The organism is Pseudomonas sp. DCA-1 (genome assembly GCF_046523955.1).
Lineage (GTDB): Bacteria > Pseudomonadota > Gammaproteobacteria > Pseudomonadales > Pseudomonadaceae > Aquipseudomonas > Aquipseudomonas putida_Y.
This window is the reverse complement of the sequence record NZ_CP169881.1, coordinates 2,140,314-2,153,858: the sequence shown is the minus strand read 5'-3', so window position 1 is coordinate 2,153,858 and position 13,545 is coordinate 2,140,314. Positions and strand designations below refer to the sequence as shown.

Genomic DNA, 13,545 nt, shown 5'->3' with positions numbered 1-13,545 from the left:
CCAATTCCCGAGCTTCTCGAACACAACAGAAACGAAGTCGCCCTTTCCTACAACTGACCCAGAAACCTCTGATCCGAATCCATGATGGGATTTCCCCCTGCACGCGCTGTCAGGGAGACACCTCATGTACCTGGATTACCTCGTGCCCTCCTGGCACGAGATCGAGTCACGTGTCATCGCCATGGTGGGCTACCCAAGCGGTGGCCAGTTCCGCACCGGCCTCAATGAAGAAGTCGCCTCACTGGGCCTCAACCTGCGCCGGATCGAAGCTGTCCGCACAGCCTTCTACCACGCCGAATGGCAGGCGGCGAACATGCTACGCCAGCGCTTCGCCGACCTCGACATCAACAGCATCATCGACGAACTGCTGAGGGTCGTGCAGCAGATGGCGATGATCGTCATCGGCAGCACCGTTACCGGCGGCCTGCTTGGCGCGGGGGTTGGCGCATTCACTGGCGGCGCCGGAACCATTCCGTTCGCTGGCGCAGGCGCGGCCATGGGCCTCAAGGTCAGCGGCTGGATCCTCGGTGCGCTGGGGCTGGCCTCCATTGCCGAGTTCTTCGTCGAGGGCTTGCCGCATATCGGCGAGTACTACGTCGATGGCATCCGCTTCGCCTGGGAAGGTACCTGCGGCAATGAAGGCACCGGCCCGTTCTGCCGGGACGACCCCTATGCGATATCCCGGGCCACGCATCAGATTGCCCAAGGCCATGTGGAAGTCGTGGTGCTGTTGTTGGGGCAATCGTGTCGTACCTCACCCGCGGGCGCGGCGGGTAGGAGAGCTGACAAGATCAGTCGAAGAACAAGCCAAAGATGGCCGTGCATCAGGCTTTTTAAATGTCAGACTGCACAAATGCTAACAAGATAAGGAGCGCGACAATGGACGAATTTTTCTCCCTCTTCATAGAAGAAATGGGCGAGCCGATTTTCAGGCAGGAGGTGCCACCTTCTAGCATCGAGCGCTACAGCGGTAAATTGCCGAAGAAACTGTTGGAATACTGGACCGAGCACGGATGGTGCGGATATGGTGATGGAATATTCTGGACGGTCAATCCGCAAGACTACGAGGGCGTAGCCGCCTCATTCATAGAAGGCACTGCGCTCGAAGGGCGAGATACCTACCATGTCATCGCTCGGGGCGCCTTTGGTGATCTCTATCTGTACGGAGAAAATTCCGGGTTTTCATTAGACATCGTAGCCCACACTTCACAATACTGCAGCAGAGTGAATGAACTTGATGCAGGCAACATGGACAAGGAGGTGCAAGGCTTCTTTCTATTGGTCGAGCGGGAGTCCAACGACTTTGGCGATTTATTCGAGCCTGCATATAACAAGTTAGGCAAACTCGATCATGATGAGATGTATGGTTTCGTTCCAGCCTTGGCATTCGGTGGCCCCTGCGATCTTGCCCACCTAGAAAAAGTCAAAGCTGTCGAGCACTTAGTACTACTTGCACAGATCTCCACCCTCGAACCCTATAGCTTTTCTGACTTCTAAACACAGTATTGGCTGTGAAAAGCGGCGGATGAGATGCACGGCTTCGTCCGGCGTTGATACTGGATGCGTCTGCCAGCCTGGCCATTCCTGCATGCTCCAGCGCTTGCTCGCGCACCGCACCGTCGGTCAGCCGCCGCTCACGCTCAAGGGTCTGGGCAATGCGCCGGAACAGCTGGTTCTGGGTTTCCAGCAACGTCTGCAACTCGCTGGGCATGCCCGCCACCTGCAGCGGTTCGAGACTGTCCGCACGCCTGCTGCGCAACGCATCACGCACGCAGTTGAGCGGCTCCAGGCCCTTGCCAAGGCCGATCCACAACAGCCCCAGGCTGCCGAGCAGGGCCATTAGTACCGGCGCCGATGCCGCCAGCAGAATCGACTGGTTCAGCGCCTCGCGCTCCATGTGCCGATCGGCCGTGGTGATGCGCACATCGCCGTGGTTGTAGGTGAAGGTGCGCCAAAGCGCATCGTCGATGGTCTGGTCACGGAACCCGCTGCGCTCGTCGTCCATGGCACCATCGTGCTTGTGGTTGCTGGCGAGGATCTCGCCACGCAGCGAGCTGACCTGACAGGCCATGCCATCTGCGGCGCAGGTGGTGGATGTGCACGTTCAGGGCGTTGCTCTCGACTTCGTCGCTGAAACCGTACACGCAGTCTTTCAGTTGCTCGCTGGACAGCACTCGCCCGGGTTCTGCAGCAGCGCCTGGAGCAGGGCCTGCTCACGGCGGGACCCAATTCCCGAGCTTCTCGAACACAACAGAAACGAAGTTGCCCTTTCCTACAACTGACCCAGAAACCTCTGATCCGAATCCATGATGGGATTTCCCCCTGCACACGTTGTCAGGGAGACACCTCATGTACCTGGATTACCTCGTGCCCTCATGGCACGAGATCGAGTCACGTGTCATCGCCATGGTGGGCTACCAAAGCGGTGGCCAGTTCCGCACCAGCCTCAATGAAGAGGTCGCCTCACTGGGCCTCAACCTGCGCCGGATAGAAGCTGTCCGCACAGCCTTCTACCAGGCTGAATGGCAGGCGGCGCACATGCTACGCCAGCGCTTCGCCGACCTCGACATCAACAGCATCGTCGACGAACTGCTGAGGGTTGTGCAGCAGATGGCGATGATCGTCATCGGCAGCACCGTTACCGGCGGCCTGCTTGGAGCGGGGGTTGGCGCATTCACTGGCGGCGCCGGAACCATTCCGTTTGCCGGCGCGGGCGCGGCCATAGGCCTCAAAGTCAGCGGCTGGATCCTCGGTGCGCTGGGGCTGGCTTCCATTGCCGAGTTCTTCGTCGAGGGCTTGCCGCGTATCGGCGAGTACTACGTCGATGGCATCCGCTTCGCCTGGGAAGGCACCTGCGGCAATGAAGGTACCGGCCCGTTCTGGGTCAACTCCAGCATTGGTGCTCAATGGCGAAATAGACTAGCCAGCATCAAAGAGGCCGCGGAAAAATCGCCGAAATTCGGCACCCACTCGACTTACATGAATGTAAGACTTCATAAGTGCTAACAATAAGAGGCATCGCAAATGGATGAGGTATTCTCCATATTCCTTGACAATATAGGCGCGCCTTTTTCCCGTCGAGAGGTGCCCCCATCCAGCATTGATCGCTATAAAGGAAAACTTCCAGAGTTGTTACTTGCATACTGGAAAGAGCATGGATGGTGTGGTTTTGGCGAAGGTATATTCTGGCTGGTTAATCCACAGGACTATGAGGGCGTTGTCTCATCCTGGACCGAGGACACCCTCCTTGAAAACCGGGACACTTACCACTTGATTGCCAAAAGCGCTTTCGGCGACCTGTATCTTTGGGGAGAGAACAGTGGCTTTTCAGTAAAAATCACAAGTCTTCTGTCCCGTTACACAGGTGAAAACTGCACACTCACTGAAACGGAAGCAACCAGAGAGGTCCAAAGCTTCTTTCTATCAAGAAAAAAAGAACACAACGACTTTGAAAGCCTTTTTGAGCCCGCGAAGAAAAAGCTGGGCATCTTGAAAGAAGATGAGATATATGCATTTGTTCCTGCATTGATGCTGGGAGGGCGCCCCGACCTCAAAAACCTAGAAAAACTTAAAGCAATAGAGCATTTGATTTTGCTGTCTCAAATCACCAAACTCGAACCCTACAGCTTCTCTGACTTCTGAGCACACAAAAGGACCTAAACGAATGGATGTCATCTTCAGCATTTTCCTGGAAACCTTCGGCGAACCCATCGGCCAGCAACCCGTACCACCTGCCGCTGTCGATCATTACCAAGGCAAACTCCCCAATCGCCTCCTTGAATACTGGCAAGACCACGGCTGGTGCGGCTACGGCGGCGGCTTGTTCTGGCTTGTAAATCCTCAGGAATACCAGGGTGTAGTGGCCTCTTGGTTGGCAGGTACGCACTTCGAAGCATGCGACACTTATCACCTCATCGCCCGCAGCGCTTTTGGCGACCTGTACCTATGGGGTGAGAAAACCGGTTCGGTGCTGACCATCGCGGCCTACCATTCCCGTTACCTCGATGGCGCTCACAGCTCAGGCGACGAAGAACGGGACAACAAGATCCACGGTTTGCTCATGTGGCTGATGACCGAGTGCGTCTACTTCGACGACCTGTTCGAACCTGCCAGGGAACGGCTCGGCACCCTGGGCTCAGACGAAATGTATGGCTTTGTCCCCGCCTTGATGCTGGGAGGCCCAGACAGCCTTGAGCGTCTTGAAAAGCTGAAGGCAGTGGAGCATCTGGTGCTGCTTTCCCAACTGAGCGAACTCGAACCCTATGAACTCACTGGCGAAGAAGATGAATAGCCTTTGACGAACGCATTCAAGGGCGCACCGCATCCGGCCTATCGACATCCTGCAACACACCGGCATCCTGCACCTCTAGCCTGACGCAAACCGCCGGGTTGGCCTTGACCACCGAACGCGCCCCTTCATCACCCTTCAGCCGGGCAAGCGCCGGCCAGAAATCACGCCCGAACAACACCGGATGGCCCTGTCGTCCGGCATGACAAGGCAGGACTATCGTTGACCCACTGGCCTCGCGTGCAAGCAAATCCAGGGTCGCGGACGCCACCCAGGGCATATCACCCAACAGAATCGCTACTGCCTGCGCCTCGCTGTCAGCCAGCGAAGCGGCCCCGGCCGCCAGGCTATGGCCCATGCCCAATGTGAAATCCGGACTGGAGACCACCCTGCACCGCGCTGGCAACCCCAGGTCCACACCTCGCTCCCCTTCACGCAACACCACCCGCACATCATCGAACACTGCGCAGGCGCTCTCTACGCTGTGCACCAGCAAGCTTCGACCGTCAGCCAGCAGCGAACGGCGCTTGTCAGAGCCAAAACGCACACTGCTGCCTGCCGCCAATACCAACGCAACCACGCTCACAGCGCCGCCCGCTCGATGCCGTTGCGCGCACGAAGGATATCGGCCAGTACCGCCAGGGCGATCTCGGCCGGGGTCTTGCTGCCCAGGTTCAGGCCAATCGGCGCATGGATGCGCGCCAGCTCGTCGTAGCCCAGGCCACCAATTCGCTGCAGGCGTTCGCGACGCTTGTCGGAGGTGGCCTTGGAGCCCATCACGCCGATGTAGAACGCTTCGGTACGCACGGCTTCAAGCATGGCCAGGTCATCGATTTTTGGATCATGGGTCAATGCCACCACTGCCGTATCGGCATGGCATCCGCCGTTGGCGATGAATTCCGACGGTAGCTCGCGGCGTACCTCTATGCCATTCAGCACGACGCCGTCGAGCACTTCATCACGCGGCTCGCAAAGGATGACCTCAAAACCCAGCCCCCTGCCAAATTCGGCACAAAAATGCGCCACGCTGGAATAGCCGGCCAGCAGCAGCCGCTGGGCGGCGCCGACACGCAAGCGCACCTGGGCATTTTCCCGTTCGACCCGTGGCCCCTGACTATGGTCATCGAGCAGCTGGCGGGTACCCGTTGGCAGGCTCACCTCACGCAGTACCCGGCGCTGGCCCAGCAGCGCACGTTCCAGCTCACGCAGATGCGCCTGCACCTCGCATTCAACCGGCAGGTTCTCCACCAGTACTTCCAGCACACCGCCACACGGCAGGCGCACGCGCGAACGCGGGTCGCTGCCGTCGCCATAACGCACGATGGCAACCGGCTCCGGAAACTCACCCAGGGCCACACGCTCGAGAAAGTCGTCTTCGACGCAGCCACCGGACAGCGAGCCCAGCCACTGGCCGCTGGCGTTCACCGCCAGCAGCGAACCCGGTGCACGCGGCGCCGAGCCGTAGGTGGCGAGCACCGTGCACAACCATACGCGCTGGCCGTTGCAGGACCACTGCAAAGCCTGACGGACCACCTGTAGATCGAGATGCTGCACGCTTTACTCCGCCTTCAGCTCGGCGAGCTGCTGTACGTTCAGGTCACCGGGCAATCCACCCCAGGCCTGGCGCAGGTAGTTGACCATATCCGTCACCTGTTGGTCATCCAGCTTGTCGGCAAAGCCCGGCATCGGCTGCATGCGCTCGAAGCCGGTGAACTGCTGTTCACGGATGCCCTCGAGGATCACCTTGACCAGATTGCGCGAATCGGCCTGGCGCAGCACGGTGTTGCCGCGCATGGCCACGGCGATGTGCGGTTTGCCCTCGCCGTCGACCCCATGGCAGCCGGCGCAGACGTTCAGGTACTGCTGGTGGCCCCGCTTGGCACTGTCGCTCATCTGCTCCAGGGCAACAGTCTCGATAGCCTTGGCCGGCGGCGGCTGGTCGCCCAGCAGGTAGGTGGCCATGGCCGCAAGGTCTGCATCTTCCAGGTGCTGGGTGCTGTGGTGCACCACCGGGTACATCTCGTTGAACATGCTGCCCTGGGCGCTGATGCCGTGCTTGAGGAAGGTGGTCAGGTCCGGCTGGGTCCAGCCGCGCTCGGCCAGGTCCTGGGCCAACAGGCTTGGCGCCAGGTAGCCACCCAACAGGCCGCCGCTCAGGCGCTGGTCCTGCTGCAGCGCACCGATCGGGTTGCGCGGGGTATGGCATTCGCCACAATGGCCCATGACCTCGACCATGTACTGGCCGCGCTGCCAGGCCGGGCTTTTGCCCTCGGTCGGCTGCAGTTGCACGCTCTTGCCATACAGCATGTTCCAGCCGCTGAGGCCCATGCGCACGTTGAACGGGAAGCGCAGCGCGGTCTGCGGTGCCGGGCGGTTGATCGGCGGTATGGTCATCAGGTAGGCGAGGATCGCGTCCGAATCTTCACGCTTGATCAGGTGGTACGAGGTGTAAGGCATCGCAGGATAGAGGTTGGCGCCGTCCTTGCGCTTGCCCTCGGTGACTGCTGCGAAGAACTCGTCGGCGCTGTAGTTGCCGATGCCGTACTGTTTGTCCGGGGTGATATTGCTGCCATAAATGGTGCCGAACGGCGAATGGATAGGCAGGCCACCCGCATACGGCGCGCCGCCTTCAGCAGTATGGCAGGCCATGCAGTCGGCCGCGCGGGCCAGGTATTCACCGCGCTTGACCTGCGCATCATCGGCCGCCAGGGCAAACGAACTGGCAGCCAGCCCGAGGACCAACGCCGAAGCGCTACGTACGAAGCCCATGTTCAACCCTCCTTGACCAGGCCGAGATCATTGAGCACCTTGCGGGTGGCATCGTAGTAACGCACGTAGCCTGTGCAGCGGCAGATGTGGTGACCGAGGCTGGCCTCGATGCGGTCTTGCACCTCGCTCTTCTTCAGCGGCTGGCGCTGGGCCGTTTCCACCAGCACGGTAGCGGCGTTGACGAAGCCTGGGGCGCAGTAGCTGCACTGGAAGGCGAACAGGTCGACGAACTTCTGCTGGATCGGGTTGAGCGTCAGGTTGCCGGCCTCGTCTTTTTTGGCATGGCCTTCGATGGTGCGAACCTTCTTGCCTTCGAAGTAATGGGCGCCGGTGATGCAGGTGCGCACTTCCTCGCTGGTGCCGTCGGGGTTGTCGACGATCACCACGCAGGCGTGGCAGATGCCCTGGCCGCAGCCCAGGCGCGAACCGGTGAGGTTCTGGTGTTCGTGCAGGTAGTCGATCATCGCCAGGTCCGCAGGGACCTCGACCGGCCCGACCGGTTGGCCATTGAGCGTCAGTTGCAGTGGACGGTTAGCCATTGAGGGCCTCCTTGATACGGGCTGGGGTGATGGGGAGATCGCGCACGCGCTTGCCGATGGCATGCGCGACGGCATTGCCGATGGCACCGACGACCGGGATCATCACCACTTCGGCGATGCCCTTGGACGGGTCGGTCGGTGACAGCGGCGGGAGGATTTCGCTGGTCTGCTGCCACACCGCCACATCGCGCGCATGCGGCAGGCGGTAGCGGTTGAAGTTCCAGTCGCCCTCCCCGGGCCCACCCTCGTACAACGGCATTTCTTCGGTCAGTGCATGGCCAATGCCCATGGCGATCCCGCCTTCAAGCTGGCCCTTGACCAGTTCCGGCACCAGCACACGGCCACACTCGACCCAACTGTGGTGGTTGAGCACCTGCGTCTCCAAGGTGCCTTTGTTGACCTTGACCTCGACGATGGTCGCCACCGGACTATAGTAGGTGACCATGGCATTGTTCAGCTGGGTGTCGGGGTAGGCCGCATTCTGCCGGTCGAGCAGGTGGTAGCCATGGCTGTTCATCTGCGCCTTCTTGGCATTCACCGCCCCATCGCCGTATTTCACCGCCACCGCGTCGAGCGGTAAACGCTCGCGCACGCCGTCGATGACGAAGTCGGCCTCGGCCCAGCTCCAGCGGTTGAAACCGTGCACACTGGCGCCGGTGACCAAGCCCATGTCGTGGGCCTTCTGTGCGAGCTGGGCGAACGGAATCGGCTGCAGACCGTTACCAGTCAGCTCTCCGTTGACCCACACCGCATTTTCGCGGCGCACCACCAGTGGGTTGGCCTGGCCGCCATATGGGCCCTGGCTCCAGATCGCCATGGCCGCCGGCCACAGGCCATGGTTGAACAGCACACGCGCCGCTTCGCGGGTGGCATGGCTGAAGTAGAAGGCCGAGTTGGTCGCCGACGAGGGCGACGCCAGCTTGCCGACCCAGCGCGGGTTGCGCAGCGCGGCGTCCTGCTCAGGCTGGCTGATCAGGTACGGGTTGCCGCTGGTGCTCAGTTGCAGCTCAGGCCATTCGGTGACTGCCGTCGTTACCTCGTCGGCCGAGCGGCCGAGGAAATCGCTGACCACCAAAGCCTGGGAGGTGGACATGCCGGTACCCAGCTCGGTGCCGATGTGGCGCAGGCTGATACGCCCGTCGCGGCTGAATTCGATGCTGGCCATCGGTGCTTCGGAGCCCGTGCCGAAGTCCTTCTGGCAAATGGCAAAGCCCACCCCATACCAGTGGTCCTGATCCTGCGCGTCCATCTGCCGCTTGCGTGCGTCGCGGTCGCGCCACCATTCATGCACAGCGGCCTTGTCGAGGATCTCGTAAAGCCGCAGCGCGCCCGCCGGCACCGCGCCCTGGGTGTTCTTCATGCCCGATTTCAGCGCGTTGGCGCGGCGCAGGTCGATGGCATCGACCCCCAGGCGGCCGGCGATCTCATCCACCATCATCTCGGTGGCTGCCATGCTCTGCAGGGTGCCATAACCGCGCATGGAGCCGGCCTCGACACCGCGGGAATAGTAGGCAGTAACCGACAGGTCGTTCTGCGGCATGTAGTAGATCGACTGCGCTGCAGTGGCGCCTACGGCTGCCACCGACGGGCTGTAGTTGATGCGCCCGCCGCCGTCGCAGCTCATGTCGGCGCGGAAGATCTTGAAGCTGTTGTCCTTCTTGTCCACCGCCAGCTGGTAGCGGATATCGAAGGCATGGCGCTTGATGCCGCTCTGGAACTGCTCGTAGCGGTCGTTGGCCAGGCGGATCGGCACGCCGGCGCCGTACAGCGCGGCCACCGCGGCATAGAAGACGAAGATATTGTTGTCTTTTGAGCCATAGCCCACGGTGTAGCCCGGGTGCATGTTCAGCGTGTTCAGGGCGAAGCGCGACGGCTTGATCATGTGCACGCATTCCTGCGCCACTTCGAACGGGCACTGGGTGGCGACCACGAAGTGCAGCGTGCCCGTGGCCGGGTCGTACCAGCCGTTGCCGTTGTCCGGCTCCAGCGCGGCAGGTTCGATGGACGGCGTCTTGTAGCGCTCGTCGAACACCAGCCAGTCCTCGGGCGGGTTGTCCAGCTGCTCGGCCATGCGCTTGGCGTAGAACAACCCCTGCTCGGTCAGGTCGCCGTGCTGGTTGGGCTGCTTCGACCACACCGGCTTGCGGTTGAGGATGGTGGGGAACAGCATGGAGTTCTTCAGGCTGGAGAACTCATCGTCGTCGAACGGCGTGGCGCCGCCCACCCGCACGAAGCGGAAGCTGCCATAAGGGTCGCGCTGGTACAGCGGCGCCTGGGCACCGTAACGGATCGCCTGCTGATTGAACTGCAGCTTGCGCTTGGCCTGGCGGAAGCGCTCGAAGTCGTGCCAGATCAGGATCGCCACCGGGTGGCCGATGAACATCGGCACCTTGCCGGGCGGCAGCAGCGGGTCGGGCGAATGGGCCTCGGGCCAGGCAATGCCGTCCTGTTCGAGGTCGGCGGCAGTGACGATGCGGTCCGGCTGCAGGTCGGTGCCGAGCAGGCTGAGGTCATGCCCGGCATAGATACGATCAACCGTGGTGGCCTTGAGCAGCAGCGCATGGCCCTGCTGCGCGGGCCACCCGGGCATGTCCTTGGCGCGGATGTCGCGGGCGAACACCTTGTCGCCGCAGACCTTGGACAAGGCATCGTTACGGAAACGCGCCTTGCCATCATGGTTCATCCACTTCTGCGGCGAAGTGGTGACGCGCTCCTCCATCAGCGCGGCGAATGCCTGGCTGCCTAATGGCGCCATGGTCACACCGACACCAGCGATCAGGCCGCCTTGCAAAAAAGCGCGCCGGGAAATATCACGGTTGGACATGTTGGATCCTCTGGGCAGCAGGGGGTCTGCCCTGTTTTTGATTCTAGTACTGGCGGGAAAGCTGACTCGTGCGTCAACTTTACAGCAATTGGGTGGGCATAGGCAAAGTCAAGCCGACAATATGTCGCGGTGTGTCTGGGGTGACGGGCGGGATTGGGGGGGGCTGGTAGGTGTTCGCCTGGGGGGGGGCAGCGCCTGGGGTTTTCAGCGCCTGGGGGATCGAGCGCCGCCCGCGCGGCGCATCGCGAGCTGCGCTCGCTCCTACGTTTGTTTTTGGCCAGTAACGCCTGTTACAGGCGCGCGCGACCGCTTTGTTTGTACGACGCGATATCGCGCCATGCGCCAAGGCGTACGCGCGCAAATTTCACAGAAATAACTGGCCCGAAACAAACGTAGGAGCGAGCGCAGCTCGCGATGCGCCGCGCGGGCGGCGCTCGATCCCCCAGGCGCTGAAAATGCCGCGACGAACCCCTGTAAGCCCTTATGCTCTCCCAGCCCAAAAACCAGCGTTAACCTTCATTTAATCAACCCCAGCCAGCATGGCCCCATTCCCCGATTTGCCAAGGCGAAGACATGCGCGTTCTCCTGCTCTTCCTCACACTACTACTGGCCGGCCCGTTGCAAGCCAACCCGTTCGACGTGAAACCAGACTTCCTGCCGGTTGACCAAGCCTTCGTGCTCACCCACGACCGCCAGGCCGACGGCCAGATGCGCCTGTACTTCCAGATCAAGCAGGGGTACTACCTGTACCAGAAGCGCCTGAAGTTCGACGGCCTGCCTGCAGAGCAACACCCGCAGCTGCCGCCAGCGCTCAACCACCATGACGAGTTCTTCGGTGACAGCGCGGTGTACCGCGACCAGCTCGAACTGCTGCTGCCGGCCACTGCCCAGGGCCAATTGCGCCTGGGCTGGCAGGGCTGCGCCGACGCCGGCCTGTGCTACCCCCCGCAAACCACGCTGATCGACCTGGGCGGCAGTGTGGCGCCAGCCGCCGAGCAAGCCAGCGACCAGGCCTTGGCCAGTAACCTTCAGCAAGGCCACCTGGCCTGGAGCCTGCTGGCGTTCTTCGGCCTTGGACTCCTGCTGGCCTTCACCCCCTGCTCGCTGCCGATGCTGCCGATCCTTGCCGGGCTGGTGCTGGGCAATGGCGCCAGTGCCCGGCGCGGCTGGCTGCTGGCGGGGGTGTATGTGCTGAGCATGGCGCTGGTGTACGCCGCCCTGGGTGTGGTTGCCGCGCTGCTGGGCGCCAGCCTTCAGGCCTGGCTGCAGCAACCCTGGCTGCTGGGCAGCCTGGCGGGCCTGTTCGTGTTGCTGGCGCTGCCGATGTTCGGTGCCTTTGAACTGCAATTACCCGCCGTCGTGCGCGACCGCCTGGACCGCGCCGGGCAAGGTACCCGTGGCGGCAACCTGTATGGCGCGGCGTTGCTGGGCGCGTTGTCTGGCCTGCTGCTCGGTCCGTGCATGACCGCACCACTGGCCGGCGCACTGCTGTACATCGCCCAGAGCGGCGACGTGCTGCAAGGGGCCCTGGTGCTGTTCAGCCTCGGCCTGGGCATGGGCGTGCCGATGCTGTTGCTGGTAACCCTGGGCAACCGTTATCTGCCGCGCCCAGGTGCATGGATGAACCGGGTCAAGGGTGTGTTCGGCTTCGTGTTCCTGGCCATGGCGCTGTACACCGTGCGCAGCCTGCTGCCCGCTACCTTGCTGCTGGCACTGAGCGGCGCCTGGCTGATCGCCCTGGCCTGGGCCGCCTGGCCGGGCCTGCAGCGCCTGCCGGCGTTGCGCGCCGTACCGCTGTTGGGCGCCCTGTGGGGCGGCCTGTTGCTGGTCGGTGCGGCAGCCGGCGGCGACGACCTCTGGCAGCCGCTACGCCCGTTCACCGGGGGGGACAGCACAGCGGCCGCTGGCCTGCATGCCGAAGACAGTTTCGTCACCGTCAGCCGCCCCGAAGACCTGCAACGTGAGCTGGATGCGGCCAAAGCCCGCGGCCAGTGGGTGATGCTCGACTACTATGCCGACTGGTGCGTGTCGTGCAAGGTCATGGAAAAACAGGTGTTCGCCCGCAGCGACGTGCAGGCCGGCCTGGCCAACGTGCACCTGCTGCGCCTGGACGTGACCGCCGACAGCCCGGCCAGCAAGGCCCTGCTGCAGCGCTACCAGGTACCCGGCCCGCCTAGCATCATCTGGATCGGCCCGGAAGGCGAAGAACGACGCGCGCGGCGCATCACCGGTGAAGTTGATGCAGCAGCGTTCCAGCAACACTGGGCCCAGACCAGGAGCCAAGGCTGATGCTGACCATAACACTCGGGCCCCTGACCATGGCCCTCAACCACCTGCTGATGCTCACCGCCCTGGTGATTGCCAGCATTGTCGGCTGGTGGGTTGCCCGACGTGGCGGCGAGAGCCCGGAATCGGCGCTGTTCAACCTGTTCCTGATCGGCCTGCTGTGTGCCCGCGCCGGCTTCGTGCTGGCCTACTGGCCGATGTATCAGGACGACCCGCTGCAAATCATCGACATTCGCGATGGCGGCTTCCTGTTCTGGTCGGGCCTTGTCGGCATCGTGCTCGGAGCCCTATGGCAGGGCTGGCGCCATCCTGGCCTGCGTCGCCCGCTAGGCTGGGCGCTGTTCAGCGGCGCACTGTTCTGGGGCCTGGCCAGCCTCGGCGGCCACCTGTACAGCAAAGGCACCGAGCTGCCCGACCTGAGCCTGCGCAACGCCAGCGGCCAGGCCGTGGCATTGCACAGCTACCGCGGCAAGCCGCTGGTCATCAACATCTGGGCCACCTGGTGCCCACCGTGTCGGCGTGAGATGCCCGTGCTGCAACAGGCACAAAGCGCTTACCCGCACGTGACCTTCCTGTTCGTCAATCAGGGAGAGACCCCGGAAAACGTCAGCACCTTCCTCGCCACCACCGGCCTGAGCCTGACACACGTGCTGTTCGACGGCACCGGCCTGCTGGCCCAGCGCGTCGGCTCCATGGCCTTGCCCACCACCCTGTTCTACGACGCCAACGGGCGTCTGGTCGGCAGCCACCTGGGCGAACTGTCCCGGGCCAGCCTGCGCCACGCCCTGGAACCTTTCGACCGGGCCATTGCGCCCGCCCCTGCCGCACAAGGAAACTGA

The 13,545-nt window shown here is 62.5% G+C and carries 11 protein-coding genes and 4 pseudogenes; 8 read left to right on the top strand and 7 right to left on the bottom strand.

Going from position 1 to position 13,545, the window contains the following annotated elements; translation table 11 throughout:
- Window positions 1-124 precede the first annotated feature (124 nt).
- Window positions 125-771: pseudogene (locus ACE4QZ_RS10290) on the top strand (DUF6861 domain-containing protein); the annotation flags it as partial.
- Window positions 772-879: 108 nt separating this feature from the next.
- Window positions 880-1,497, top strand: coding sequence for a GAD-like domain-containing protein (locus tag ACE4QZ_RS10285; protein WP_103444708.1), 618 nt, complete (start codon window positions 880-882; stop codon window positions 1,495-1,497).
- Window positions 1,498-1,585: 88 nt separating this feature from the next.
- On the opposite strand, the pseudogene ACE4QZ_RS10280 reads toward ACE4QZ_RS10285, so the two are convergent.
- Window positions 1,586-2,077: pseudogene (locus tag ACE4QZ_RS10280) on the bottom strand (two-component sensor histidine kinase); the annotation flags it as partial.
- Window positions 1,977-2,224: pseudogene (locus ACE4QZ_RS10275) on the bottom strand (winged helix-turn-helix domain-containing protein); the annotation flags it as partial. The pseudogenes ACE4QZ_RS10275 and ACE4QZ_RS10280, both read right to left, overlap by 101 nt.
- A gap of 125 nt (window positions 2,225-2,349) precedes the next feature.
- Here ACE4QZ_RS10275 and ACE4QZ_RS10270 point away from each other — a divergent pair.
- The 4 genes and pseudogenes from ACE4QZ_RS10270 to ACE4QZ_RS10255 all read left to right on the top strand — a co-directional run.
- Window positions 2,350-2,883 (top strand): annotated as a pseudogene (locus tag ACE4QZ_RS10270) (DUF6861 domain-containing protein); the annotation flags it as partial.
- A gap of 12 nt (window positions 2,884-2,895) precedes the next feature.
- On the top strand, window positions 2,896-3,006 hold the full coding sequence (locus ACE4QZ_RS10265) for a hypothetical protein (protein WP_230065350.1): 111 nt from the start codon (window positions 2,896-2,898) through the stop codon (window positions 3,004-3,006).
- Window positions 3,007-3,024: 18 nt separating this feature from the next.
- Window positions 3,025-3,642 carry a GAD-like domain-containing protein gene (locus ACE4QZ_RS10260; protein WP_279935040.1) on the top strand — a complete coding sequence of 206 codons (618 nt, stop codon included), beginning with the start codon at window positions 3,025-3,027 and terminating at the stop codon, window positions 3,640-3,642.
- A gap of 22 nt (window positions 3,643-3,664) precedes the next feature.
- Window positions 3,665-4,291, top strand: coding sequence for a GAD-like domain-containing protein (locus tag ACE4QZ_RS10255; protein WP_003254259.1), 627 nt, complete (start codon window positions 3,665-3,667; stop codon window positions 4,289-4,291).
- A 16-nt stretch (window positions 4,292-4,307) separates the two neighbouring features.
- On the opposite strand, the gene ACE4QZ_RS10250 is transcribed toward ACE4QZ_RS10255, so the two are convergent.
- Genes ACE4QZ_RS10250 through ACE4QZ_RS10230 form a run of 5 tightly spaced genes read right to left on the bottom strand, consistent with a single transcriptional unit; the run spans window position 4,308 to window position 10,420 of the window.
- Window positions 4,308-4,874, bottom strand: coding sequence for a nucleotidyltransferase family protein (locus ACE4QZ_RS10250; protein ID WP_028698363.1), 567 nt, complete (start codon window positions 4,872-4,874; stop codon window positions 4,308-4,310).
- A complete protein-coding gene (locus ACE4QZ_RS10245) occupies window positions 4,871-5,842 on the bottom strand; it encodes an XdhC family protein (RefSeq protein WP_028698364.1) in 972 nt (323 codons plus the stop codon). The genes ACE4QZ_RS10250 and ACE4QZ_RS10245 overlap by 4 nt, the downstream gene beginning before the upstream one ends.
- A gap of 3 nt (window positions 5,843-5,845) precedes the next feature.
- The gene (locus tag ACE4QZ_RS10240) at window positions 5,846-7,057 is read right to left on the bottom strand and encodes a cytochrome c (protein ID WP_028698365.1); all 1,212 of its coding nucleotides are present in this window, start codon (window positions 7,055-7,057) and stop codon (window positions 5,846-5,848) included.
- Window positions 7,058-7,059: 2 nt separating this feature from the next.
- A complete protein-coding gene (locus ACE4QZ_RS10235) occupies window positions 7,060-7,596 on the bottom strand; it encodes a (2Fe-2S)-binding protein (RefSeq protein WP_084850713.1) in 537 nt (178 codons plus the stop codon).
- Window positions 7,589-10,420 (bottom strand): xanthine dehydrogenase family protein molybdopterin-binding subunit, encoded by a 2,832-nt coding sequence (locus tag ACE4QZ_RS10230; protein WP_053870492.1) that lies wholly within the window; start codon window positions 10,418-10,420, stop codon window positions 7,589-7,591. Before ACE4QZ_RS10230 ends, ACE4QZ_RS10235 begins: the two co-directional genes overlap by 8 nt.
- Before the next feature lie 573 nt (window positions 10,421-10,993).
- Between ACE4QZ_RS10230 and dsbD the strand changes: the two genes are divergently transcribed.
- A complete protein-coding gene (gene dsbD, locus ACE4QZ_RS10225; RefSeq protein WP_103462263.1) occupies window positions 10,994-12,709 on the top strand; it encodes a protein-disulfide reductase DsbD in 1,716 nt (571 codons plus the stop codon).
- Complete coding sequence (locus ACE4QZ_RS10220; protein WP_103462262.1) at window positions 12,709-13,545, top strand: TlpA disulfide reductase family protein; 837 nt, start codon at window positions 12,709-12,711, stop codon at window positions 13,543-13,545. The genes dsbD and ACE4QZ_RS10220 overlap by 1 nt, the downstream gene beginning before the upstream one ends.